This is a genomic window from Metallibacterium sp. (assembly GCF_054637675.1).
Genome location: NZ_JBTSRB010000021.1, coordinates 1 through 22,358, shown reverse-complemented (window position 1 = coordinate 22,358; position 22,358 = coordinate 1). Strand labels below are relative to the sequence as shown.

Here is a 22,358-nt window from a genome sequence, read left to right as displayed (position 1 = left end):
CGCCATGCGTTTGAACGCATGTTCTTCCTCCCTCTCCCCCCGGGAGAGGGGCAGGGGGAGAGGGAAAATGCACGCGTTCACTCACGCGCGCGATGCCGCGCCAGTGCCAAGGCGAACATCCTCCCGCGCAACAACGAATGAATGCCCATGCCCAGCCCCGTGACTGAACTGCCCGATCCGCGCCAGGCGCGCACGTTCCGCTTTGTCGGCTGCGATTACGCGCAGGGCGAGGCGCTGTTGCGCTATGCCTTCGACGACGGTCCCGAGCTGGTCGAGCGCATCCGTTTCCCTAATGCGCCAACACTCGCCGGCACTCACGCCGAGGCGTTGCAGTGCGCGCTGCGCCTGCTGCATCTGCTTGCCGGGGTCAGTTACTACAAGGCCGGGGTGGCGCCCGAGTTGGTGATCGATGGCGCTGGCGTGGACGGCGCCATGCTCGATCTGCTGCGCGCTGTGTACACGCACGGCCTGGCCGAGTTCGCCTATCGCAACGGACTGGATTTGCGTGGGCGCATGCACTGGCGGGTGCACAATGCCGCCGCAGTCGCCGCGCCTGCGCTGGGCCTGCCGGCGCGCACGCTGGTGCCGATCGGCGGCGGCAAGGATTCGCTGGTGGCGATCGAGGCGCTGCGCACGATCGGCGCCGAATGCACCGCGGCCTGGGTGGGCAATTCGCCGCTGATCGCCGCCTGCGCGGCGCGCACCGGACTGCCGGAGCTGAACATCGAACGCACGCTGGCGCCGGAATTGTTCGCCTACAACCGCATGGGCGCGTGGAACGGTCACGTGCCGGTGACCGCGGTGAATTCGGCGATCCTGGCGTGCGCGGCGATCCTGTACGGCCACGACAGCATCGCCTTCGCCAACGAGCGCTCGGCGTCCAGCGCCACGCTCGAATACGACGGTCAGCAGGTGAATCACCAGTGGAGCAAGGGTTGGGATTTCGAGCGTGACTTCGCGCGCCTCGTGCGGCGCACGGTGGCGGCCGATCTGCGCTATTGCTCGTTGTTGCGTCCGTATGCCGAACTCGCGATCACGCGCACATTCGCCAAGCTGCCGCAGTATTTCGAGGTGTTCTCCAGTTGCAATCGCAACTTCCGCATCCTCGGACCACAGCCGTCCGATCGCTGGTGCGGGCAATGTCCGAAGTGCCATTTCGTGTTTCTGGCGCTGGCGCCGTTCCTGTCCAAGCCGCGTCTGCTGGCGATCTTCGGGCGCAATCTGCTCGATGACGACACCCAGAGCGCGGGCTTCGATGCACTGCTGGAATATCGCGATCACAAACCTTTCGAGTGCGTGGGCGAGGGCGCCGAGGCGCGTGCCGCGATGGCCGCGCTGGCACGGCGTCCGGAGTGGCGCGAGGACGCGCTGGTGGCGCGCTTTCGCGGCGAGATCCTGCCGCAGCTCGATGCCGGTGCGCTGGCGCTGGAGCCGTGGCTCGCGCCTGCGGGCGCGCATGGCGTGCCCGCGCGCCTGCGCGCGGCGCTGGATTTTCTGCGCGCGTGAACACGCCGCTGCCGCGTTTCGCCGATCTCGCCGGGCGGCGCGTGGCGGTGTGGGGCTATGGCCGCGAAGGCCGCGCCGCGCTGCGCGCGCTGGCGCTACGCCTGCCGCGGCAGCCGCTGACGCTGTGGTGTGGCGCCGATGAGGCCGCCGTGGCGCGCGCCGAACATCCCGCGCTCGCGGTGCTCGGTGCCGCGCCCGATGCCGCCGCGCTGACGCAATTCGACTGGGTGATCAAATCACCGGGCATCAGCGCCTATCGGCCCGAGATCGCCGCCGCGCAGGCGCAAGGCACGCGCTTCATCTCCGGCACCGCGCTGTGGTTTGGCGAGCGCGCGGAGGCGCGCGTGGTCGGCGTCACCGGCACCAAGGGCAAGAGCACCACCAGCGCGCTGCTGGCGCATCTAGCGCGCGCGCTGGGCTGGCGCACCGCGCTGGCCGGCAACATCGGTTTGCCGCTGCTGGAATTGCTCGATGATGACGCCGCGCTGTGGGTGCTGGAGCTGTCCAGTTTTCAGACCGGCGACAGCGGGCCGCTGACGCTGGGCGTGATCACCAATCTGCACGAGGAACATCTGGACTGGCACGGCACGCCGCAGCGTTACCGCGCCGACAAGCTGCGCCTCGCCGCCGCCGCGCGCACGCTGTTGGTCGATGCCGCGCAGCCGGCGCTGCTGGATGCCACCGCAGTGCATCCCGCGCGCAGGCTGTACGGCGAGGCGCGAGGCTGGCACGTGGCGCAGGGTGCACTATGGCGCGCCGACACGCGCGTGTTTGACCTCGCGCAATTCGCCTTGCCCGGCGCGCACAACGCGCGCAATGCCTGCGCGGCACTGGGCGCGCTGGAGATACTCGGCGGCGATGCCGTGGCCGCGGCGCCCGCGCTGGCGCGTTTCCGCGGCCTGCCGCATCGCCTGCAGTGGCTGGGCGCGCGCGATGCGCTCACCTGGATCGATGATTCCATCAGCACCACGCCGGATGCCACGCGCGCGGCGCTGGAAAGCCTGCCCGGCGCGGTGGTGACGCTGATTCTCGGCGGCCACGAACGCGGCCTCGACTGGGCGCCGTTCGCCACCTGGCTGGCGGCGCATGCGCCGCATGCGGTGATCGCGCAGGGCGCCAACGCCGCGCGCATCGCCGCCGCGCTGCACGTGGCGGGCCTGGCACCACCATGCGCGGACGATCTCGAAGCGGCGCTGCGCTTGGCGCGCTCGCTCACCGCGCCGGGTGGCGTGGTGCTGCTGTCGCCCGGCGCGCCCAGCTTCGATCAGTTCCGCGACTACGCCGCGCGCGGCCGACGCTTCGCCGAACTGGCCGGCTTCGATCCGGCGACGCCGGGCGAAATCGGCGGGCTGGGCATCGCCTGAGCGCCGCGCGCGCGGCTAGACTCGGACCAATCCAGACAACACGGAATTCCACGATGAACGAGTGCGACCAACCCGAGCCCCCCGGGGGCGACACCGCGCCGCTGAAGCGCTACCGCGTGTGGGATCTGACCACGCGCATGATCCACTGGGCGCTGGTGTTGCTGGTGCTGCTGCAATACGCCACCGCCGAATGGGGCTGGCTGTCGATGCAGTGGCACTTTTATTTCGGCTACGCGATCCTGGTGCTGGTGGGCGTGCGCGTGCTGTGGGGTTTCGTCGGCTCCGACAGCAGCCGCTTCAGCCAGTTCGTGCATGGCCCGCGCGGCATCGCGGCGTACATGCGCGGCACGTTGTGGCGCAAGTTCGGGCATCCGCTGGGGCACAACCCGCTGGGCGCGCTGTCGGTACTGGCGCTGCTGGCGTTGCTGCTGATCCAGGGCGTCAGCGGGTTGTTCGCCAGCGACGCCATCACCGTGTTCGGCCCGCTCAGCGGGCGCGTGTCCGACGCCACCGTGCGCCTGATGACGCGCATCCACGAGATCAATCAGAACATCCTGCTGGCCTTCATCGGCCTGCATATCGCCGCCGTGCTGCTGCACGTGCTGGTGCGCCGCGAGAACAACCTGGTCGTCGCCATGATCACCGGCTGGAAACGCCTGCGCCACGACCCCGGCCTGCGCTTCGTCAGCATCGGCGGCGCGCTGCTGCTGGCCGCCGCGCTGGCGTTTCTGCTGTGGGCCGTGGTGCGCTGGGGGCAGGCGGTGTCGGCGTATTGATCTGGCCAGAGGACGCCTGCGCAGCATCGCATCAGGCTGCCGAATCCACTTGCCAACCCGGGAACACCAGCACGGCCGGATGGCAGCGCAGCGCGCGTGCAAGGATTTTCGCGCGTTCGACACCCAGATTGACGCGCCCGTTCTCGATGCTGGAAATCGTGGTTTGCGGAATGCCGCAGCGCGCGGAAAGCTGCGTCTGGCTGAAACCTTGCAACTCACGAATGATGCGCACCGACTCGCCAGGTGTCACGGCAATGCGCGTTTTGGCAGGGATGTAATTACTCATGTCAGCGTTTCAGGTCGTCGTGGTTGCGCCTCGCCATGTTCAAGGCGTTCGGCGAGCACGCGCAGGGCAAGCACTTCGGCCTTGGTCATGGCTTCCTGCGCCGAGTTTCCGTAGGCGAGTACGCCGGGAAGTTGTGCGACCTCGGCCAGCCAACGGCCGTCATCTTCGCGTTCGCAATCGAGCGTGAATTTCATTGGAGCCTCCTGAACTGCGTGGAGTCTGGCGTCAGTATCCTGATGTGGCGCAACGTCGGCGTGCAAACCACGCCGCATCAAGACGCAGGGCTGCGCTTGATGAAGCGACGCTCATCGGATACGTAGCCTCTGCACGCGTAGAACCGGTGCGCGGCCGCGCGCTGATCGCCGCTGGTGACCTCATGGCGCAGGCAGTTTTGCGCCGCGAACCAGCGTTCGATGGCGGCGAGCAGGGCCGTGCCGACGCCGCGCCCTCGCGCGTCGCGCGCCACCACCAGCGCGGTGATGCGGCCCAGGTTGCCGGGCTGGTGCAGCAGCGGAATCCGGTGCCCGGCGATCAGTCCCGCGAGACGTCCGGCTTCACCATCGGCCACCAGCACGCGCGAGGCGTTGCTGCCCGCGTAGATCGCCATCTGCGCGGACACCGATTGCGGCGTGCCCGGATAGCCCAACTCATGCAGCAGCGGCAACAGCAGTGCGCTGTCATCGATGCCTGCCGCGCGGATGCGCATGGCGATGTCCGCGGTCACGCGCGTACCGCCACATACTCGAATGCCCAGTAGTGCGGCCATAGCGTGAGCGCGCCGTGCGTGCCGAGTCCGGCGATCGCGGTCTGCAATTCGGATTCGGTGGGGAAGTTTTTTAGTACACGGTATGTCGAACCATCGGCGAGCGTTCGCGTTTGCCAGGTGTCGCCATCTGTGTCCTGTTCGGTGATGCGCGAGCTGCTGCCTTCGACGTAGCGGTTGTCCAGCAGCACGACCCGCGCGCCCGGGCGCAGGTGCCTGCCCAGGCCCAGCAGGAATTCGCGGCGCCGGTTGCGCGGAACATGCGAGAACCAGAAGCCCGCGAACGCGGCATCGAACGTGGCGAGATCGGATGGCAGCATCCAGGCATCGCCGGTGATGAAACGCACCGTGGCTGCGGCTATGCGACTCGCTGCGATGCGTAGGGTCTCGGGGGCAGAATCCATCGCCACGATCGCCGCGGCATTCGGTGCGATGAATTGCGTCCAGTAGCCCGTGCCGCAAGCGATCTCCAGCACGCTGCGGCCCGCGAAGCGCGGCGGCAACCAGCTTTCGATGGCGCGCAAGTCGGCCTGGCGCTCGGGCTTCCGGTACACAGCGTCGTATTCGGATGCGCGCGCGGCGTAGTACGACTGCATGGAAGAATCTGGCGCCAGCATGGGACTAAGCCGAAGTCTCGTTTTGCCGGATGCTCGTATCGAGCCGCGGGGCTGTCAATCGGAATGCGTAGTGCACGATCAGGCATTGGCCTGAACAAGTCGCGCACTTGGGGCGGAATGGCGGACGTTTCGCGCCAGGTGACACCGATGCGCCGCGACCCCGTCCTGCGCTTCGTCAACATCAGTGGCGCGCTGCTGTTGGCGTCCGCGCTGGCGTTGCTGCTCTGGGCCATCGTGCGCTGGGGCCAGGCGGTGGCGGCGTATTGAATTGGATCGGTGCATGTGTGCGAGCGCGCGGGGTCGGCAGGGTTTGCTGCCCTCGCATCACAGGTTTTCCGGCTGCAACCCGGTGTGTCTGGCCATGCGCGAGCATGCGCGGGCCCAGTTCCTCGCCATCATGAAATGCGAAGACGAAATCGGGCCAGCCCTCGCGGGCGAGCGTGCGGTGATAACCGGACTGGCGCTTGATCGTCCAGCCAAGCCGGAGCAAGGCGGACAGTACGCGTTTGGCCTTGGTCGAAGGCCACTGGCTCATGCTGCGGCGGACACCGAGATGCTGATGTCGAGCGGTTGCGCCTCGCCATGTTCAAGGCGTTCGGCGAGCACGCGCAGGGCCAGCGCTTCGGCCTTGGTCATGGCTTCCTGCGCCGAGTTAACGTTGTCGTTGTAGACCCAGCCCTCGTTGCCGGTGTTGTACGGCGGGTCGATGTAGATGCACTTCACCTGCCCGGCGTAGCGCGGCAGCAGCGCCTTCAGCGCCAGCAGGTTGTCGCCTTGCACAATCAGGTTGTTCGACGCATCCATGCGCCTCACCCCTGCGGGGCTGGCGCGCCGATTCGCTCCCGGCGAATCGGCGCCGCTGTCGGCGCCCGTTTGGACGCCATCGCCGCAGGACAACTCCGCCACCGGCTCCAGCAGCCGGTAGGGCACGTCCTGGTGATGGGTGACGACGGCGTCCTTGCCGATCCAGTTCAAGGTGGGCATGCGTGTTCCTGGTTCCGGTCAGGACCTGCCCGGCGGCAGGTCGGGGTTGTCGTGGCGGTTGCTGGCTGCATGCAGTGTCGCGGCCACCGTCGCGCAGGCCGCGAGCACATCGCGCAGCAGCCGTGGCTGGACATCCACATGGCCTTCGTACTCGGTCAAATTGCGCAGGTCGTGGGCCTTGGCCAGTACGCGCCAGACCTCGGGGCCGAGCCCCGGTGTGTGCGGCAGAACCTGGAACACGATGTAGCGGTGACGGGCGCGGTAGCCATGCTTGCGCAATGCGGCCAGGCACAGGGCGCGTGCGGCGTTGTAGGCCAGGTCGAAGCGGCTTTCCGGCGCGAGCGTTTCGTTGCGGGCATCCGCCAGGCGGGCCAGGCCGGAGCGGATCAGGCCGGCGATTTCGGCGGCGTCAGCCGCTTCCGCATGCAGCGGTTTGCCGGTGCCGGTCAGGTGCTCAAGCGGCGAGGGCATCGTCGCTCCCGATCAGCCAGAGTCGTGGTTGTGCCAGCACGCGGGTGACGAAGCTGTTGCCGGCGGCGATGCGCTTGCGCAGTTCATCGCGGCTATAGAGCGTGGGGTTGATCTCGCGCCCAAGTCGCTGCATCAGCGGGTGCAGGGCGGTCATGGCGTCGGCATAGGTGAGCGGGTCCGAAACGATCAGCAGGTCGATGTCACTGGCCGCGGTATCGCTGCGTTTGGCGACCGAGCCATGCACGAAGGCCGCATCGATGCGATCGGCCAGCGGCGCCAGTGCCGCGCGCAGTGGCGCCGCCAGGCCGAAGGTCTTGCGCACGATGGCGGCGAGCTCGTCGTGGATCGGCGAATCGGGATTGGCGCGGTAGCGCTTCTGGTTGCCAGACTGCGCCATGGTCAGCAGACCGCTGCCGGTCAGGCGCGCCAGTTCGCGCTGCACCGCGCCGCTGCCGGCGCCGGTGGTCTGGATCAATTCGCTCACGGTGTAACTGCGGCCGGGCGCGCTGAACAGACAGGCCAGCACACGCTGCTGGGTGGTGGTGAACAGCGCGTCGGACAGGTTGGCACTGGCGTACAACGCCGCGGCTTCGCTGATCCGGGGCTGGCGGTGATGGCGGGCCGACTTGATACCCATACTGGGCACGAGATTGCCCAATATGGGCAGATGCAAGTTTTGGATGCGGGTGCCTGCCGCCGCATCGGGCGCGCCGCGCGCGATGCGCACCTGGGCCACACTACTTTTCCACCCGGTATTTCAGGCTGAAGCGGTTGTACAGCGCCGAGGACTGCGCTTCGAAATCGAACAGGCGCGAGAGCTTGTAGCGCAGGGTCACGATCTGGCCGGGGGTGAACAGGCCGACGCCGTAGCCCACGTACAGGCGCGGCGAGAGGTATTTGCCCACGGTCAGCGCGGCGCCGCCGAGGTTGGTGTTGTCACCGACACTGGCATCCACGCCGATGCGCGCGCCGATTTCCTTGGCCAGCAGGTTGCCGCCGGCGCTGCCCAGCGCCTGCGCGGCGGAGTTGAGCATGTTGCCCTGGCCGCTTTTCAGCGCCGACAGCGGCTTGCCGGTGATCAGGTACGACAGCGCCTCGCTCTGCTGCATCGCCGGCGTCGAGAACACCTGCAGCACCGGCTGCTGCGCGGTGCCGGTGATGCGCAGACCAGGGGTGACATCGGGCAGCACGCGCTCGGCGGTCAGATCGAGGCCGGGGTTGTCCAGCGGCGTGCCGGCGAACAGCAGGCGGCTTTGCTTCAGGGTGAGATCCTGGCCGTAGGCGCGGTAGGTGCCGCTGACGCCAATCTCGCCGCGGCCGGTGGGCGCGCGGCCGGGTTGCTCGTCCACGCGCAGTTGTCCGCTCAGCTTGCCGTCGAGGCCAAAGCCGCGCAGCTTCACCGCATCGCCCAGTTGCACCAGTACGCTGGCGCGCAGCGGCAGCGGCGCCGATTTGGCCAGCGGCGGCGCGTTGACGATGACTACATCGGGCGAGGACTGCGCGGCACCGGCGCCGGGCAGCTTGGCCAGGTCCAATTGCGCGCTGGGGATCAGCACCGAGCCGTCCAGCACGTAGCCCGTTGCGCTGCGCGTGAAGCGCAGATCAGGGCTGACCTGCACGCGCGCGGCGGGCAGATCGGCGGCGAGGATATTCTGGCCCTTGAGCGTGAGCGCGAAATCCTGCGTGGTGCCCGTACCTTGCATGGCCAGTGTGCCGCCGCCGGATTGCAGGCTGCCATCGATGCTGAGCGCGCCATTGGCGGCGCGCGAGATTCTCATGGCGCCCCGCTTGAAGTGCAGGCCCAGCAGCGGCAGCTCGGCGGTGAAGCCGCTGACGTTGGCGGCGCCGTTGAGTGCGGGTGCGCGCAGCGTGCCGGCCAGCGCGAAGTCGGCGCTCAGCGTGCCCTCGACGCGCGCCAATTGCGGCACGAAGGGCTCGATCATGTGCAACTGCGGCAGGGTCAACCGGATGCGCCCGGTCAGCGCCTGCTGCGCACCGCTGAGCGTGGCGTTGGCATCCAGCGTGCCGGCCGGCAGCAGCGCCGCGTGCGCGCTGAACTGGCCGGACTGCGCGCCGATCGTGGCCTGCACGCTGAAATCACGCCAACCCAGCGGTTGCGCGGCGTAGCCGGGCAGGCTCAGGTTGCCGCCGGGCGATTGCAGTTGCGCGTGGCCACGCAGATGCAGGGCGGCATCGAAGCTGAGTGCGCCAGCGCCATCGAGCAATCCTTGCACGCGCAGGCCAGCGGGCAGGGTGGCGAGCGCGGCGAGACTGGCCAGCGGCAGTGCGTTGAGGCGGTAATCGAGCGTGCCGCTGCCGTTCGCGGCGCGGCTGCCGGCCACGCACAGTTGCGCGGCGGCCTGCGCCAGACAGGCATCGGCCAGGCTGAAGGCGCCGGCGTGATAACGCCACGCGGCCGGCGCGCGCAGCGTCCACGCGGTTTGCCGCGCGGGCGTGAGTTGCAGGCTGCGCAGTTCGCCCTGCCAATCCCGCGCGCTGGTGCCGCCGGCGCTGGCGTCGAGCGCGACGCGGCCCAGCGTGCCGCTGGCATCCGCATGCAGGGTGAGCGCCTGCTGGCGGCCGGCGACGCGCACGTCGAGCGTGTCCAGCCTCCGCGTGCCGAGCTGCAGCGCACGCGCGCTGAGCTGCGCATCGCCGCGCGGCGCGGTCAAGTCATGCACGCGTGCGCGCAGCGTGGCGCTGGCGAGGCTCAGGCTGGCGTAGCGCAGATCGCTGGCCACAAGTTGGGTATCGATATCCAGCCTGGGCCAGGTGCCGCGCGCGGCGATCGTGCCCTGGATGCGGCCGCTGTCCCGCGGCAGAAAATCGGCGAGGCTGCGCACGTCGATGCGCGCGCTGGCGCCAGCGCTGGTGCCGACATAGCGCAGCGTGCTGGCGCCCGAGGCCAGATCCAGCGTGCCCCGCGGCAACTGCCGCCCCCGCACGCCGAGATTGGCGCTGCCACGCAGCGCGCGCCCGCGCAGCGTGCCGCGCAGATCGTGCAGGACCAGCGTGCCGGCGGCGCCGCGCGCATCGAGTTGGCCGCTGCTGCCGAGGGCGAAGCTCAGATCGCCCGGCCACGCTGGCGCCAGCGGCGCCGGATCGAAGTGCGTGGCGGTGGCGGCGATGCGCCAAGCATGCGGCGCGGTCAGTGCCAGGTCGCCCTTGATGTCCAGCCCGCCGCGCGCCTGCAGCAGGCGCAGGCTGTCCACATCCAGCGTGTGCGTGTCGCCGTGCAAGGCAAGCCTGAATTGCGCGCGGCGCGTGCTGTTGGCACTGAGGCTGAAGCCCGACTGCACGCGGTAAGCCTGCGCGCTGCCCCGGAACCGCGCGCTGCCGGCACTGGTCAGGGTTTGCCCGACCAGCGCCGCCGGCAGTTGCACGCCTTGCCAGCGCAAAGTCAGATCGGCGGTGACGGGTTGTGCGGTGAGTGCGATACGGCCCTGTGCGTCGAGGCTTCCGGGCACGCGCGGCGAGTTCAGCGCGAGTTGCCTGAGCACCAGCGTGTGACCTGCGCGCCGCACGTCCAGCGTGCGCATCAGCAGCGGCCAGGCATCGATATCGAGCGTGCCGGCAAGCATGGCCTGCGCGGCGTCGCCGTGTCCCTGCAGATTCAGCGCCAGCGTGTGCGCGTTGCCCGGCAGCAGCATGGCCAAGGCGAAGCGCGGTGCGCTCAGCGCACCCTGCCACGCATACGGCGCGCGCGTGGCCAGTCGTGCGCGCAATGTGGCAGCGATGGGCGACTGCGCTGTGACCACCAGTGTGGCGGTGCGGCCGTCGCTGCGCGCGCCCAGCGTCAGCGCCAGCGCATGCGGCCGGCGCGGCACGCGCAGTTGCGCGCTGAACTCGCCGGGCCAGCCGTCGTCGAAGCCGACGTGCCCTTGCGCGCGCAGCGCGAGTCGTGGCGAATCCAGCGTGAGCGCACCCAGCGCCAGGCGTGAGTCAGTCCACGCCGCATTGCGCAGGCTCAGCGAGGTCAGCACCAGCACGCGCTGTTGCTGGCGCAGGATCACGCCGTCGCGCAGCGTGGCTTGCGCGATGCGGATGTCCAGCGGCGCGCGCAGATCCAGCGGCTGGTTGCTGGACGGCTGCGGCGCGGGCAGGCTGACGCGCAGGCCGCTGGCGTCGAGCCGCGTGATGTCCAGGCGTTTGCGCAGCAGCGCCAGCGGCGCATAGTCGAGCCGCGCCGCGGCGATGCTCACGCGCAATCCATCCGCGCCGCGCCAGCGCACGCCGCGCAGTCGCAGCGGCCCCCACAATCGTCCTTGCGCCTGCTGCACCGTGAGCGCGCCATGCGTGAGCGCACGTGCGCGCGCCAGGGTGAAGTCCAGCCCGCTTTGCGTGCCCAGCAGCCAGACACTGGCCGCGATCAGCAACAACAAGGCTGCGCCCGGCAGCGCCAGCAGCCAGCGCAGACGATGCTTGCGCGGCTGCGGTGTGGTCGCGGCGGCGGGGTCGCGCGGTGTGTCCACGGACGCACTCATCGATGGGCACTCACAGATCGGGTCCGATGCTGATGTTCAAACCCATCCCGTGCGCGTAGCGATCGTCGATGGGAAAGCCGAAGTCCACGCGCACCGGTCCCACCGGCGAGATCCAGCGCAGGCCGAAGCCGACGGCTTGGTGCATCTGGAAATCGCTGCCGTTGAAGGCATCGCCGCCGTCGGCGAACAGCGCCACGCCCCACTTGGGCAGGAAGTAGTGCTCAAAGGTGGCGCTGGCCACCAGCAGATCGCGGCCGCCGATCACCAACCCTTGCGCGTTGCGCGGGCCGATGGTCTGGTAGCCGTAGCCGCGGATCGAGCGATCGCCACCGGCGAAGAAGCGCAGTTGCGGCGGCAGCGCGTTGAAGTTCCGCACCCAGGTGGCGCCGGCGCTGCCGCGCAGGATGATGCGATTGCGCGGCGCCAGGGTGTGTATCCAGGTGCCATCCAGGGTCATCTGCGTGAACGCGGTGGTGGATAGCGGCGCGCCGGCGCGGGCGGTGACGCTCACCGCCCAGCCGTTGCGCACGTAGATGGGATTGGCGCCTTTTTTCCGGATCACACTGGCCTCGGCATAGAGCAGCGTCGAGTTGCCGTTCTCGCCGCCAACGACGTAATCGCCGGACAGGGCATTCAGTCCGAAGCTGCTGCTGAAACCATGCCATTCGCGCGACTCGTTGGCGGCCAGTCCCAAGGTGCGCGAGCGCGAGGTCGCGGTGTTCTCATCCAGCCAGTTGGCGCCGAAATTGAAATTCCGGTTGTCCTGCCCGGGGCGCGGAATGGTGTAGATGAGGCTGGCCGTTTTGAGATGCTGCGTGAGCAGCGTATTGAGCGCGGCCTTGTGCCCGTAGCGGTTCAGCCAGCGGCGGCGCACGCCACTCTCCACGCCGGCGCCGGTGTCGGTGCCATACAGCACGCCGGCGCTGTACACGGTGCGCTTGGCCGGCGTCACCTGCACCGCGACCGGCACCACCAGTTCTCGCGCTTGTCGCGGCTCGGGGTTCACCTCGATCATGGCGAAATAATCCGCGCCGGTCAGACGCTGTTGCAACTGCAGCAGCGCGTCCTGGCTGTAAAACTCACCCACGCGCCATGGCACGTAGCGCTGCAGAAATCCGGACACGAACTGCGAGCCGGTGAAGGTGACCGCGCCCAGTCTGTAACGCGGCCCCGGCGCCCAGGCCAGCGTGATCACTGCGCTGTGCGTTTCGGTATTCACCGCGATCTCATGCTGCGTGGCCCTGGCGTCGAGAAAGCCATCGGCCTGCAGCGCGGCCGTCACCGCCTGCTTGGAGCGCGTGTACATGGCTTGATCGAGGACCGCGCCGGTCCTGGGCGCGAACGCACGCACGCTGCGCCGTATCGCTGGCAGTTTCAATGCGTCAGCGGGCATGTCCAGATGCAGCGCGGTGACGCGCACCGGCGTGCCGGTGGCGATGCGCAGCGTCACCGTCCAGTTTTCATCGGCGGTCTTGCCGGCCACGCGCTTGTAGCTGCCCGCAACGAGCCGTGCATCGAAATAGCCGTAGGGTTGCAGCGCCTTGCGCACCTCGCCGGGCACGCTGGCGTAGAGACGATGCATCTGCGCCTCGCTGACCGCGCGATCGGCGTAGGGCGTCAGCGCCAGATTGGCGCGCAACGCTGCGGCCAGCGGTTTGTCGATGCCGCTGATCTCGATGCGCACGCCAGCTTGCGCCAGCGCCGGCAGCAACAGCATCAGGAGGGACAGCAGGACACGCCTTGAATAACCCGTCATTCCCGCGCAGGCGGAAATCCGTCGCATGCGACGCGCGTGCGGATGCATCTGCCCCGTCATGCCCGCGCTTGACTCCCCCTCTCCCGCCGGGAGAGGGGTGGGGGGTGAGGGTACGGCGCTTGCCACAACCGCCACGCAAGCCAACCCTCACCCCAACCCTCTCCCGAGGGGAGAGGGGGCCAATCCCCCGCCAATGTCATCCCAGCGCAGGCGGGAGGCGCTTCAGCAACAGCGAAGTGGGTCATCCACGGAAACAGGCCTGGGTTCCCGCCTGCGCGGGAACGACGAACACGGGGTTTTTCGCGGTGCACCGGGGTGCTGGACAGCTTGCGGCGCATCGCTCGGCGATCGGTTCCTTCGATGCGCCGAGTGTACCGGGTCGCGGTGTGATGCCGAGATATACGCAGTGACGCGATCGCTCAGCGCCCGATATCGCGCAGCGGTGCGCCGTCCATCAGCTTGCACTCGATGTGTTCGAGGGTGACGCCCTTGGTCTCGGGCACCAGCGCCCAGGTGAACAGCAGGAACAGCACATTGAAGCCGGCGTACAACCAGAACGTGTAGGCGTGGCCAAGGTGGTTGAGCAGGGTCAGGAAGGTGACGCCGACGAGGAAGGTACCGACCCAGTTGGTGACGGTGGACACGCCGATGCCGAAGTCGCGGCCCTTCAGCGGCTGGATCTCCGAGCACAGCGTCCATACCAGGGGACCGGCCGAAAACGCGAAGCCGATGACGAACACCAGCAGCATGCCGACCGCCAACAGGCGCTCGACCTGCGTGGCCATGCCCAGATGCATCAGCAACCCGACCACGCCCAGACCCACGGCCATCACCACGAAGCCGGCGTACAGGATCGGCTTGCGCCCGATGCGGTCGACGAAACCAATCGCGATGAAGGTGGCCAGTACGTTGGTCAGGCCGACCACGGCGGTGAACCACATCGACGCGCTGGTGGCATAGCCCATGTCGGCGAAGATGCGCGGCGCGTAGTACATCACCACGTTGATGCCGGTGAGCTGCTGCACCACCTGCAGCAGGATGCCGAGGCCCACCGAACGGCGGAAATGGCGGTTCTGCAGAAACAGGTGCCAGCCCTGTTGCGGCGTGCGCAATTGTTCCTCGATCGCGGCGACCTCGCGCGTGACCACGGCGGCGTCGCCGCGCAGCTTGCCCAGCACCTGGCGGGCATCGTCCTTGCGCCCGCGCATCAGCAGCCAGCGCGGGCTTTCCGGCAGGCTCAGCACGCCGAGTAGAAACAGCGCGCCGGGCAGGGCGATGATGCCCAGCATCCAGCGCCAGCTTTCGCTGTAGCTGAAGGCGGTATCGGACAGGAATGCCAGAAAGATGCCGATGGTGATCATCAACTGGTAGGTCGAGATCATCGCGCCGCGCTTGTCCTCGGGCGCGATCTCGGCCAGATATAGCGGCGCGGTGAACGCGGCCACGCCGATGGCCAGGCCCAGCACCAGGCGCGCGCCGATCAGTGAATCGGGCGACCACGCCGCCGCGCTCAGCGCGGAGCCGATCACGAATAGCGTCGCGCTGAAGATCAGCGAGCGCTTGCGTCCGAAGTGGCCGGACAGCCATGCCGCCAATGCCGCGCCGAGGGCCGCGCCCAGCATCATGCTGCTGACGATGTGCTCGATAGCGCGGTCGTCGATGGCGAAATCGCGCTGGATGAACTGCTGCGCGCCGGAGATCACGCCCACATCCAGCCCGAACATCAGCCCCGCCAGCGCCGCGAGGGTGGCGGTGAACACAATGTGGCGGCGCGCTTGCGCGGCGCTGGATGACATGACTGCACTCATGGTGGATTCCTCGAGGGGGGGGGCGCTGCGCGTTGACGCTGTACGGCGCCTGCCGCCGCGACGCTGGCGTTATATAGCAGTGTGGTGTGCGTGGCGGGCGTACTCGCTCGCGCAGGCGATGAATACGTATTCATCAGCGGCGGCAAGTGTAGTGCACGCGGCTAAAGTGCAGACCATCGGGACGCCAGTCGACATGGGCATGGATTCCCGCAACCACTGCGGCTCGCGCCCGATGATCGCGTGCGGGTCTTCACGGGGAACCGATGGCCGTCGAACCTACCGCGCTCGCCGATGCGAATGCCGCCGCCACCGCACAGGGTGAAAACGCGCGACATGCCGCCACCGCGGCCACGCCGTGGTGGCGCGGCGCGGTGATCTACCAGATTTATCCGCGCAGTTTTCTCGATAGCGACGGCAATGGCGTCGGCGATCTGCCCGGCATCCTGGCGCGTCTTGACTACATCGCCAGCCTCGGCGTGGATGCGATCTGGATCGCGCCGTTCTTCAAATCGCCGATGGCCGATTTCGGCTACGACATCGCCGATTACCATGCCGTCGACCCGCTGTTCGGCACGCTGCACGACTTCGATCGGCTGCTGGCCGCGGCGCACGCGCGCGGACTGCGCGTGATGATCGATCAGGTGCTCAGCCACACCTCGATCGAGCATGCCTGGTTTCGCGAAAGCCGCCAAAGCCGCGACAACCCCAAGGCCGACTGGTACGTGTGGGCCGACGCCAAGCCCGATGGCACGCCACCCAACAACTGGTTGTCCAACAACGGTGGCCCGGCGTGGACCTGGGAGCCGCGCCGCCAGCAGTACTACCTGCACAATTTCCTCGATGCGCAACCGGATCTGAACTTCCACAACCCGGCGGTGCGCGCGGCGGCGCTGGACAACGTGCGCTTCTGGCTGGAGCGCGGCGTCGATGGCGTGCGTCTGGATGCGATCAACTTCTGCTTTCACGATGCGCTGCTGCGCGACAACCCGCCCAAGCCGGCGCACGCGCGCACAGGGCGCGGCTTCAGCGCCGACAATCCGTATGCGTTCCAGTACCACTGGTACAACAACACCCAGCCCGAGAACCTGGCGTTTCTGGAGCAACTGCGCGCGCTGCTCGAGCGCTATCCAGAAACCGCCGCGCTAGGCGAGATCGCGTCCGAGGATTCGCTGGCGACGATGGCCGAATACACCCAGCCCGGGCGCCTGCACATGGGCTACAGCTTCGAGTTGCTGACCGAGGAATTTTCCGCGCGCCATGTGCGCGAAACCGTCAGCACGCTGGAAGCCAGCTTGCGCGCGGGTTGGCCATGCTGGGCGATCTCCAACCACGATGTCGCACGCGTGGCCACGCGCTGGGGCGGCGCCAATCCCAGCTCCGCGCAGATCACGCAAATGAGCGTGCTGGCGCTGTGCCTGCGCGGCTCGATTTGCGTGTATCAGGGCGAGGAGCTGGGCTTGCCCGAGGCCGAGGTGCCGTTCGAGGCGTTGCGCGATCCTTATGGCATCGCGTTCTGGCCCAACTTCAAGGGTCGCGACGGTTGCCGCACGCCGATGCCATGGGACGACAGCGACAAGGCCGGCTTCACCAACGGCGCACCGTGGTTGCCGCTGCCTCTGGCGCATCGAAGTCTCGCGGTCGCGGTACAGGAGCGCGACGCGCAGTCGCCGTTGCAACGTTTTCGCGCATTCGTCGCGTGGCGCAAGCGGCAGCCGGCGCTGCGCGGCGGCGCGATTCGTTTGCTCGATCTGCCGGAGCCGCTGCTGGGTTTCGTGCGCAGCGCGGGCGGCGATGAAATCCTCGTGTTGTTCAATCTCGATTCCAACCCGCGCAGCGTCACGCTGCCCGCGGGCGCATGGCAGGCACTGGCCCACGCCGGTCCCGATGCGGGCCGCATCGACCGCAACACGGCGCATCTGCCCGCGTTCGGCGTGCTGTTCGCGCGCGGCGCCTGAGCCGTGCGCGGCGCGCCGAGCGACTTGCTGCATCCGCATCCGCGCGTTGGTTCGCGTGGCCAGCATGCATGCGCGTGACCGCCGCGCACGACATGGTCGGATTCCCAAGGTGCGCGGCATGAATACGTATGCACAGGTCTTCCAGCGCGCGCCGCGAGTCCTACCATCCATTTAACGCCGGCGTGACCAATCGCATGCGCCCGCGCAACAACTCGCGATGCCAGTGCAAGCTGCGCACCGCCCGCACTGCCCAACATGATTCCCGGAGGGGGAAATGATCCAGCTCAAGCGCAACGTACTCGCCATGGCCCTGGCCTCGATCGGTGTCTGTGCCTATGGCATGGCGCAGGCGGCGCCGACGCCGCTACCGCGGAACGCGAGTGATACTGCCGCCGCGACCGCGGGCAGTGCCCAGGATTCGCAACAGACCGGCGCCAAAACCAGCGCACGCGAGACCAAGAAGGAAGAAGAAGCCAAGGCCAAGCAATTGGGCGTGGTCGCGGTGACTGGTTTCGTCAGCAGCATCACCAATTCAACCGCCATCCAGCGCTACTCCAGCGAGATCGTCGAAGCGGTTTCGGCCGAGCAGATCGGCAAGCTGCCCGGCATCAGTATCGCCGACACATTGGGCCGCATGCCGGGCCTGGCGGTGCAGACGCTCAACGGCCGTCCGCAGGTGGTGTCCATCCACGGCTTCGGTCCGGACTTCAGCACCGCGCTGGTCAACGGCAACGAGCAAGTCAGTACCGGCAACAGCCGCGGCGTGCAATACGACCAGTACCCGGCGAGCTGGTTCAACAGCGTGGTGGTGTACCTGACACCCAAGGCCAGCCTGATGGGCCAGGGCCTGGCGGGCACGGTGGACCTGCGCACCATCCAGCCGCTGGACGAGCCCCACAGTATCGCGGCCTTCAATGCGGGGTACATGTGGAACAGCCAGTCCACGCTTTCGCCGGGTTTCAGCAACCAGGGTTACTCGGTCAACGGAATCTGGGCGGACCAGTTTTTCAACAACACCTTCGGCGTGGCGTTGGGCGTGGACTTGCAGAAGAGTCCCACGCAGATCGAGCACCAGCAGCCGTGGGGCTATCCCAATGTCAGCAACGGCGGCCCGGTGGTGGTGGGCGGCGACAAGAACTACGGTTTTTCCGATCTGCTCGGCCGCACCGGTCTGCTGGGTACCTTGCAGTGGCGCCCGTCGAAAAACTTCACCAGCACGCTGACCACGACTTACGACGACTTCCGTGAGGACCAGCAGGCGAAAGGCATCGAGTTCCCGCTGTTCTGGAGCGCGGCGCACCTGCAGCCGGGTTACACCGTCAACAACGGTTTCGTCACCAGCGGCACTTACAACAACGTCAAGGCAGTGGTGCGCAACGACTACAACAGCAATTACGCCAGGGTCTACAACATCGACTGGAACAACAAGTACCGCATCAACGAAGACTGGTCGGCCGATGTCGACGCCAACTACTCGCGCGCCAATCGCCGCAGCTTTCTGATGGAGTCCTACAGCGGCACCGGATATACCCCGGCCAATGGCGCCACCGACACCATCGGCTTCACCGAGCTCGGCAGCGGCCTGCTGTATTTCAATCCCACGTTGAACTATGCGTCCAACCAGTTCGTGTTGACCGATCCGCAGGGCTGGGGTGCGGGTGCCTCTCCGTCGATCGTGCAGGCTGGCTTCATCAACGCGCCGCGCACGACTGACTACATCGCGGATCTGCGCGCCGGCCTCAAGCGTGATTTCGAGAGCGGCCCGTTCTCGAGCGTGCAATTCGGCATCGACCGCAAGACGCGCAACAAGACCTACAACCTCGACCAGTACTTCCTGACCCTGCCCAACGGCAGCCAGACTTACACCACCGTGCCGATCGGCGCGCAGACGGCGCCCATCCCCGCGGCGGCGCTGGTCAATGGCGGCAGTTGCGATCCGCTGGCGTTCATGGGAGTGGGTCCGCAGGTTTGCTACAACCCGCTGTACCTGCTCAACAACGGCTACTACACCGTGTTCCCCACGTCGTTGTCTTCCATCGGGGTGCCACCCAATTGGAAGGTGCATGAGATCGACACGACGCCCTATGTCCAGTTCAACCTCGATACGCACGTCGGTCCGATCCCGCTGACCGGCAATTTCGGACTGCAGGTGGCGCATACGCTGCAGGGTGCCAGCGGCCAGCGTGTGACACCCAGTAACGGCGTAGGCGGCCATGGTGCGCAAGTCCAACTGGTGCCGGTTTCCGGTGGCACCAGCTACACGCGCTATCTGCCCAGCATGAACCTGATCTTCGGGCTGACCGACAACACCGATTTGCGCGTCAGCGCGGCACGGGTGATGGCACGCGCGCGCATGGACCAGATGAACGCCAGCATGAGCATCAACACCAACATCACGCAACTGCTTTCGACCAACCCGAACCAGGCTTACTTCAGCGCGTCGGGCGGCAATCCCAAACTGCTGCCGACCATGGCCGACGACTACAACATCAGTCTGGAGCACTACTTCGAGGGCAATCAGGGCTATGTCGCTGCCTCGGCCTACTTCCTGGAGTTGCACGACTACATCAATCCCAATGCAGCCTACCTGGCCAATTTCACCCCGTTCATCAGCAGCTATCTGAGCCCTGCGGAGCAACAACAGTTGGGTACGCCGCTGGGCATCGTCTCCGGGCCGGTCAACAACGGTTCTGGCAACGTCAAGGGCGCGCAGGCCACGGCCAGCGTTCCGCTGAAGCTGCTGACGCCTGTGCTGAATGATTTCGGCGTGATCCTCAGCGCCGACTACACCAAGAGCTCACTGGTCTATGCCGGTAACACGACGCCGATCACGGTGCCCGGTTTGTCGAAGTGGGTGACCCAGGAAACCGTCTATTTCCAGCGTGGCGGTCTCCAGGCGCGTGTCAGCCGCAGCTACCGCAGCAGCTTCCTGGGCGAGGTCAGCGGCATCAGCGCCACGCGCATCCTGCAGACCATCCAGGGCGGCAGTTCCTACGACGCCCAGGTGAGCTACGCATTCAACAGCGGCCGCTTCAAGGGCATGACGCTGATCCTGCAGGGTTCCAACCTGACCAACAAGCGCTTCGTCACCTATCAGAACAACGATCCGCGTCAGGTGCTGATCTGGGAAAACTACGGTCGCAGCTACGAAGCCCTGGTGTCTTACAAGTTCCAGTGATTGCGTGTGCTTGGGAACACGCCCCGCCGTTTCACGGCGGGGCTTTTTTGATTTCTTCATGGTCGGACATGAACAGGTCGGCATAGGATGGCGTGCCGGGCGTGGAGCAAGGGCATGAGTGCGCAACCCATCGAGAGGATCGTGATCGTCGGCGGTGGCACCGCGGGTTGGATGACGGCGGCGCTGCTGGCCAAGGCTCTGGGCGGGACGGCGCGCATCGAGCTGGTGGAGTCCGAAGAGATCGGCACCATCGGCGTGGGCGAGGCGACGATTCCGCAAATACGCCATATCAATGCGTTCCTGGGGCTGGACGAAAACGAGGTGATGCGCGCCGCGCGCGCCACGTTCAAGCTGGGCATCCAGTTCAACGACTGGTTGCGCCCCGGCCATTCCTACATCCACGCCTTCAGCGACATCGGCTTGCCGCAGGGTGGGGTGCCGTTCCAGCATTACTGGCTGCGTGAGCGCGCGCAAGGCGGCACGCATGCCCTGTGGGATTATTCACTCAATGCGCAGGCCGCCGCCGCCGGCCGCTTCGCGCGCATGGAGCATGTCGGCGGCAGCCCGCTGACGGGCGTGCGCTGGGCTTACCATTTCGATGCCGGCCTGTACGCCGCGCATCTGCGCCGGGTGGCCGAGCATCTGGGCGTGGCGCACCGCGAGGGCCGCATCGTCGATGTCGATCTGCGCGGCGAGGACGGCTTCATCGCGGCGGTGAAGCTGGTCGATGGCACCCGCGTGGCCGGCGAGCTGTTCATCGACTGCTCGGGTTTTCGCGCGCTGCTGATCGAAGGCGCGCTGCATGCCGGTTACGACGACTGGCGGCAGTGGCTGCCCTGTGATCGCGCCCTGGCCGTGGCCAGTGCGCGCGTGCCGCCGATGCGGCCTTACACCCAGGCCAGCGCGCGACCGGCGGGCTGGCAGTGGCGCATTCCGCTGCAGCACCGCACCGGCAACGGCCATGTCTATTGCAGCGCATTCATCAGCGATGACGAAGCCGCCGCCACGCTGCTGGCCAACCTGGAGGGCGAGGCGCTGGGCGCGCCGCGCCCATTCCGCTTCACCGCCGGCATGCGCAAGCAAGTGTGGGCGCGCAACTGCGTGGCGCTGGGTCTGGCGGCCGGCTTCATGGAGCCGCTGGAGTCCACCACCATCCATCTGGTGCAGTCGGGCGTCGATCGCTTGCTGAAGCTGTTTCCAGATCGCGCATTCGACGCCGCGCTGTGCGCCGAGTTCAACCGTCAAACGCGTTTCGAGTACGAGCGCATCCGCGATTTCCTGATCCTGCACTACACCGCCAGCGAGCGCCGCGACACGCCGTTCTGGCGCCACTGCGCGGCCATCGCGCGGCCCGAGGCCCTGCAACAGAAGATCGAGGTATTCCGCGCCTGCGGGCAGATCTTCCGCGACGGCGAGGAGCTGTTCACCGAGGTGGGCTGGCAGCAGGTGCTGCTGGGGCAGGGCATCGAGCCGCAGGCCTATCATCGCCTGGCCGACGCCCTGGAGCCCACGCAGTTCCGCGAGTTTATGGGCAACCTGCGCACGCTGATCCAGCGCGCGGTGGCCGGCATGCCCGGTCACGCCGACTTCGTCGCCGAACACTGCATGGCGGCGGCTGCGGCCTGATCCAGGGTCACAGGGTTGGCGATGACCGCGGTCCGCTGCCCGGGCGACCCGTTGTTCGACATGCGGCTCACCCGCATCGACGCCACCGCCGGCCGATCGCGCCGCCGCCGTGGCCACAAGCATCGCGGCTTCCTCGGGTACCCTGATCTTGGTTTCCTGACAGTCTCCACGCGGAGCGCACACGCATGGCCAAGATCAACCTCGACACAGCCCCGGTCCGGCACGGCACCCGCTATCCGGCGCCCTACGATCAACCCTGCCGCGCGCGGCACCGCTGGCAGCTGGGCGACGCCGCCGGCCTGAGTCAGTTCGGCGTCAATCTGCTGCGCCTGCCCGCAGGCGAGTGGTCCAGCCAGCGCCACTGGCACGAGACCGAGGACGAGTTCATCTACGTACTGGAGGGCGAGGTGGTGCTGGTCACCGGCGCCGGCGAGGAACGGCTGTGTGCCGGCGACTGCGCCGGCTTCAAGGCCGGCGTGGCGAACGCGCATCACCTGCAGAATCGCAGCGGGCGCGAGGCGCTGATCCTGGAGGTCGGCACGCGCAATCCCGACGGCGACGGCGCGCACTACCCCGACATCGATCTCGACCTGCCGCGCGGCGCACGGCATTTCACGCATCGCGACGGCACGCCGTACTGAACACTACGCCCGCAGGGATCACCCGCAGGATGAAGCTGCCCCGTCATACCGGAGCCCAAGAAGCGATACTTTTCCCGCTACTTGGAGCTCACCATGCAATCGATTCCGCGTCGTATCTATACCGATGATTTCAAGGCCCAGGC

The 22,358-nt window shown here is 67.4% G+C and carries 15 protein-coding genes and 3 pseudogenes; 7 read left to right on the top strand and 11 right to left on the bottom strand.

The annotated features are described in order from the left end of the window. Positions 1 to 147: 147 nt before the first annotated feature. Genes murL through ACYDAT_RS08360 form a run of 3 tightly spaced genes read left to right on the top strand, consistent with a single transcriptional unit; the run spans position 148 to position 3,646 of the window. The gene (gene murL, locus ACYDAT_RS08370) at positions 148 to 1,506 is read left to right on the top strand and encodes a UDP-N-acetyl-alpha-D-muramoyl-L-alanyl-L-glutamate epimerase (RefSeq protein WP_461449564.1); all 1,359 of its coding nucleotides are present in this window, start codon (positions 148 to 150) and stop codon (positions 1,504 to 1,506) included. Beyond that, positions 1,503 to 2,870 (top strand): UDP-N-acetylmuramoyl-L-alanine--D-glutamate ligase, encoded by a 1,368-nt coding sequence (gene murD, locus ACYDAT_RS08365; protein WP_461449562.1) that lies wholly within the window; start codon positions 1,503 to 1,505, stop codon positions 2,868 to 2,870. Before murL ends, murD begins: the two co-directional genes overlap by 4 nt. Positions 2,871 to 2,923: 53 nt before the next feature. Further along, a complete protein-coding gene (locus ACYDAT_RS08360) occupies positions 2,924 to 3,646 on the top strand; it encodes a cytochrome b/b6 domain-containing protein (RefSeq protein ID WP_461449560.1) in 723 nt (240 codons plus the stop codon). 31 nt (positions 3,647 to 3,677) lie between these two features. Here ACYDAT_RS08360 and ACYDAT_RS08355 read toward each other — a convergent pair whose 3' ends face one another. The 11 genes and pseudogenes from ACYDAT_RS08355 to ACYDAT_RS08305 form a co-directional block, all read right to left on the bottom strand. Next, entirely contained in the window at positions 3,678 to 3,932 is a 255-nt protein-coding gene (locus ACYDAT_RS08355) for a helix-turn-helix domain-containing protein (protein ID WP_461449558.1), read from the bottom strand. Continuing rightward, a complete protein-coding gene (locus ACYDAT_RS08350; RefSeq protein ID WP_461449556.1) occupies positions 3,929 to 4,126 on the bottom strand; it encodes a type II toxin-antitoxin system HicB family antitoxin in 198 nt (65 codons plus the stop codon). Before ACYDAT_RS08350 ends, ACYDAT_RS08355 begins: the two co-directional genes overlap by 4 nt. 77 nt (positions 4,127 to 4,203) lie before the next feature. Beyond that, positions 4,204 to 4,656 carry a GNAT family N-acetyltransferase gene (locus ACYDAT_RS08345; protein WP_461449554.1) on the bottom strand — a complete coding sequence of 151 codons (453 nt, stop codon included), beginning with the start codon at positions 4,654 to 4,656 and terminating at the stop codon, positions 4,204 to 4,206. Continuing rightward, positions 4,653 to 5,312, bottom strand: a complete 660-nt coding sequence (locus ACYDAT_RS08340) for a class I SAM-dependent methyltransferase (RefSeq protein WP_461449553.1) — start codon at positions 5,310 to 5,312, stop codon at positions 4,653 to 4,655. The genes ACYDAT_RS08345 and ACYDAT_RS08340 overlap by 4 nt, the downstream gene beginning before the upstream one ends. A 376-nt stretch (positions 5,313 to 5,688) precedes the next feature. After that, positions 5,689 to 5,847, bottom strand: a pseudogene (locus ACYDAT_RS08335) (type II toxin-antitoxin system HicA family toxin); the annotation flags it as partial. A gap of 125 nt (positions 5,848 to 5,972) precedes the next feature. Beyond that, positions 5,973 to 6,296: pseudogene (locus tag ACYDAT_RS08330) on the bottom strand (hypothetical protein); the annotation flags it as partial. Positions 6,297 to 6,314: 18 nt separating this feature from the next. Beyond that, positions 6,315 to 6,767: a hypothetical protein gene (locus ACYDAT_RS08325; protein WP_461449551.1), complete on the bottom strand. Its 453-nt coding sequence runs from the start codon at positions 6,765 to 6,767 to the stop codon at positions 6,315 to 6,317. Next, entirely contained in the window at positions 6,751 to 7,503 is a 753-nt protein-coding gene (locus tag ACYDAT_RS08320) for a transcriptional regulator (protein ID WP_461449549.1), read from the bottom strand. The genes ACYDAT_RS08325 and ACYDAT_RS08320 overlap by 17 nt, the downstream gene beginning before the upstream one ends. Before the next feature lies 1 nt (position 7,504). Continuing rightward, positions 7,505 to 11,251, bottom strand: coding sequence for a translocation/assembly module TamB domain-containing protein (locus ACYDAT_RS08315; protein ID WP_461449547.1), 3,747 nt, complete (start codon positions 11,249 to 11,251; stop codon positions 7,505 to 7,507). Between the two features lie 10 nt (positions 11,252 to 11,261). Further along, the gene (locus ACYDAT_RS08310; protein WP_461449545.1) at positions 11,262 to 13,034 is read right to left on the bottom strand and encodes an autotransporter assembly complex protein TamA; all 1,773 of its coding nucleotides are present in this window, start codon (positions 13,032 to 13,034) and stop codon (positions 11,262 to 11,264) included. A 392-nt stretch (positions 13,035 to 13,426) separates the two neighbouring features. Continuing rightward, positions 13,427 to 14,818, bottom strand: a pseudogene (locus ACYDAT_RS08305) (sugar porter family MFS transporter); the annotation flags it as partial. A 260-nt stretch (positions 14,819 to 15,078) separates the two neighbouring features. Between ACYDAT_RS08305 and ACYDAT_RS08300 the strand changes: the two are divergent. From ACYDAT_RS08300 to ACYDAT_RS08285, 4 genes are all read left to right on the top strand, one after another. Next, positions 15,079 to 16,770 carry an alpha-glucosidase gene (locus tag ACYDAT_RS08300; protein WP_461449543.1) on the top strand — a complete coding sequence of 564 codons (1,692 nt, stop codon included), beginning with the start codon at positions 15,079 to 15,081 and terminating at the stop codon, positions 16,768 to 16,770. Positions 16,771 to 17,044: 274 nt separating this feature from the next. Next, positions 17,045 to 19,948: a TonB-dependent receptor gene (locus tag ACYDAT_RS08295; protein ID WP_461449541.1), complete on the top strand. Its 2,904-nt coding sequence runs from the start codon at positions 17,045 to 17,047 to the stop codon at positions 19,946 to 19,948. A gap of 114 nt (positions 19,949 to 20,062) precedes the next feature. Then, the gene (locus ACYDAT_RS08290) at positions 20,063 to 21,574 is read left to right on the top strand and encodes a tryptophan halogenase family protein (protein WP_461449539.1); all 1,512 of its coding nucleotides are present in this window, start codon (positions 20,063 to 20,065) and stop codon (positions 21,572 to 21,574) included. A gap of 185 nt (positions 21,575 to 21,759) precedes the next feature. After that, positions 21,760 to 22,215 (top strand): cupin domain-containing protein, encoded by a 456-nt coding sequence (locus ACYDAT_RS08285; protein WP_461449537.1) that lies wholly within the window; start codon positions 21,760 to 21,762, stop codon positions 22,213 to 22,215. Positions 22,216 to 22,358 lie beyond the last annotated feature (143 nt).

Excerpts from the sequence above, each read along its gene's own strand:
- ACYDAT_RS08290 (WP_461449539.1), top strand. The coding sequence starts at position 20,063 with ATGAGTGCGCAACCCATCGAGAGGATCGTGATCGTCGGCGGTGGCACC.
- ACYDAT_RS08315 (WP_461449547.1), bottom strand. The coding sequence starts at position 11,251 with ATGAGTGCGTCCGTGGACACACCGCGCGACCCCGCCGCCGCGACCACA.
- ACYDAT_RS08360 (WP_461449560.1), top strand. The coding sequence starts at position 2,924 with ATGAACGAGTGCGACCAACCCGAGCCCCCCGGGGGCGACACCGCGCCG.
- ACYDAT_RS08285 (WP_461449537.1), top strand. The coding sequence starts at position 21,760 with ATGGCCAAGATCAACCTCGACACAGCCCCGGTCCGGCACGGCACCCGC.
- ACYDAT_RS08340 (WP_461449553.1), bottom strand. The coding sequence starts at position 5,312 with ATGCTGGCGCCAGATTCTTCCATGCAGTCGTACTACGCCGCGCGCGCA.
- murL (WP_461449564.1), top strand. The coding sequence starts at position 148 with ATGCCCAGCCCCGTGACTGAACTGCCCGATCCGCGCCAGGCGCGCACG.
- ACYDAT_RS08325 (WP_461449551.1), bottom strand. The coding sequence starts at position 6,767 with ATGCCCTCGCCGCTTGAGCACCTGACCGGCACCGGCAAACCGCTGCAT.
- ACYDAT_RS08350 (WP_461449556.1), bottom strand. The coding sequence starts at position 4,126 with ATGAAATTCACGCTCGATTGCGAACGCGAAGATGACGGCCGTTGGCTG.
- ACYDAT_RS08295 (WP_461449541.1), top strand. The coding sequence starts at position 17,045 with ATGATCCAGCTCAAGCGCAACGTACTCGCCATGGCCCTGGCCTCGATC.
- ACYDAT_RS08310 (WP_461449545.1), bottom strand. The coding sequence starts at position 13,034 with ATGCGACGGATTTCCGCCTGCGCGGGAATGACGGGTTATTCAAGGCGT.
- ACYDAT_RS08300 (WP_461449543.1), top strand. The coding sequence starts at position 15,079 with ATGGCCGTCGAACCTACCGCGCTCGCCGATGCGAATGCCGCCGCCACC.
- ACYDAT_RS08355 (WP_461449558.1), bottom strand. The coding sequence starts at position 3,932 with ATGAGTAATTACATCCCTGCCAAAACGCGCATTGCCGTGACACCTGGC.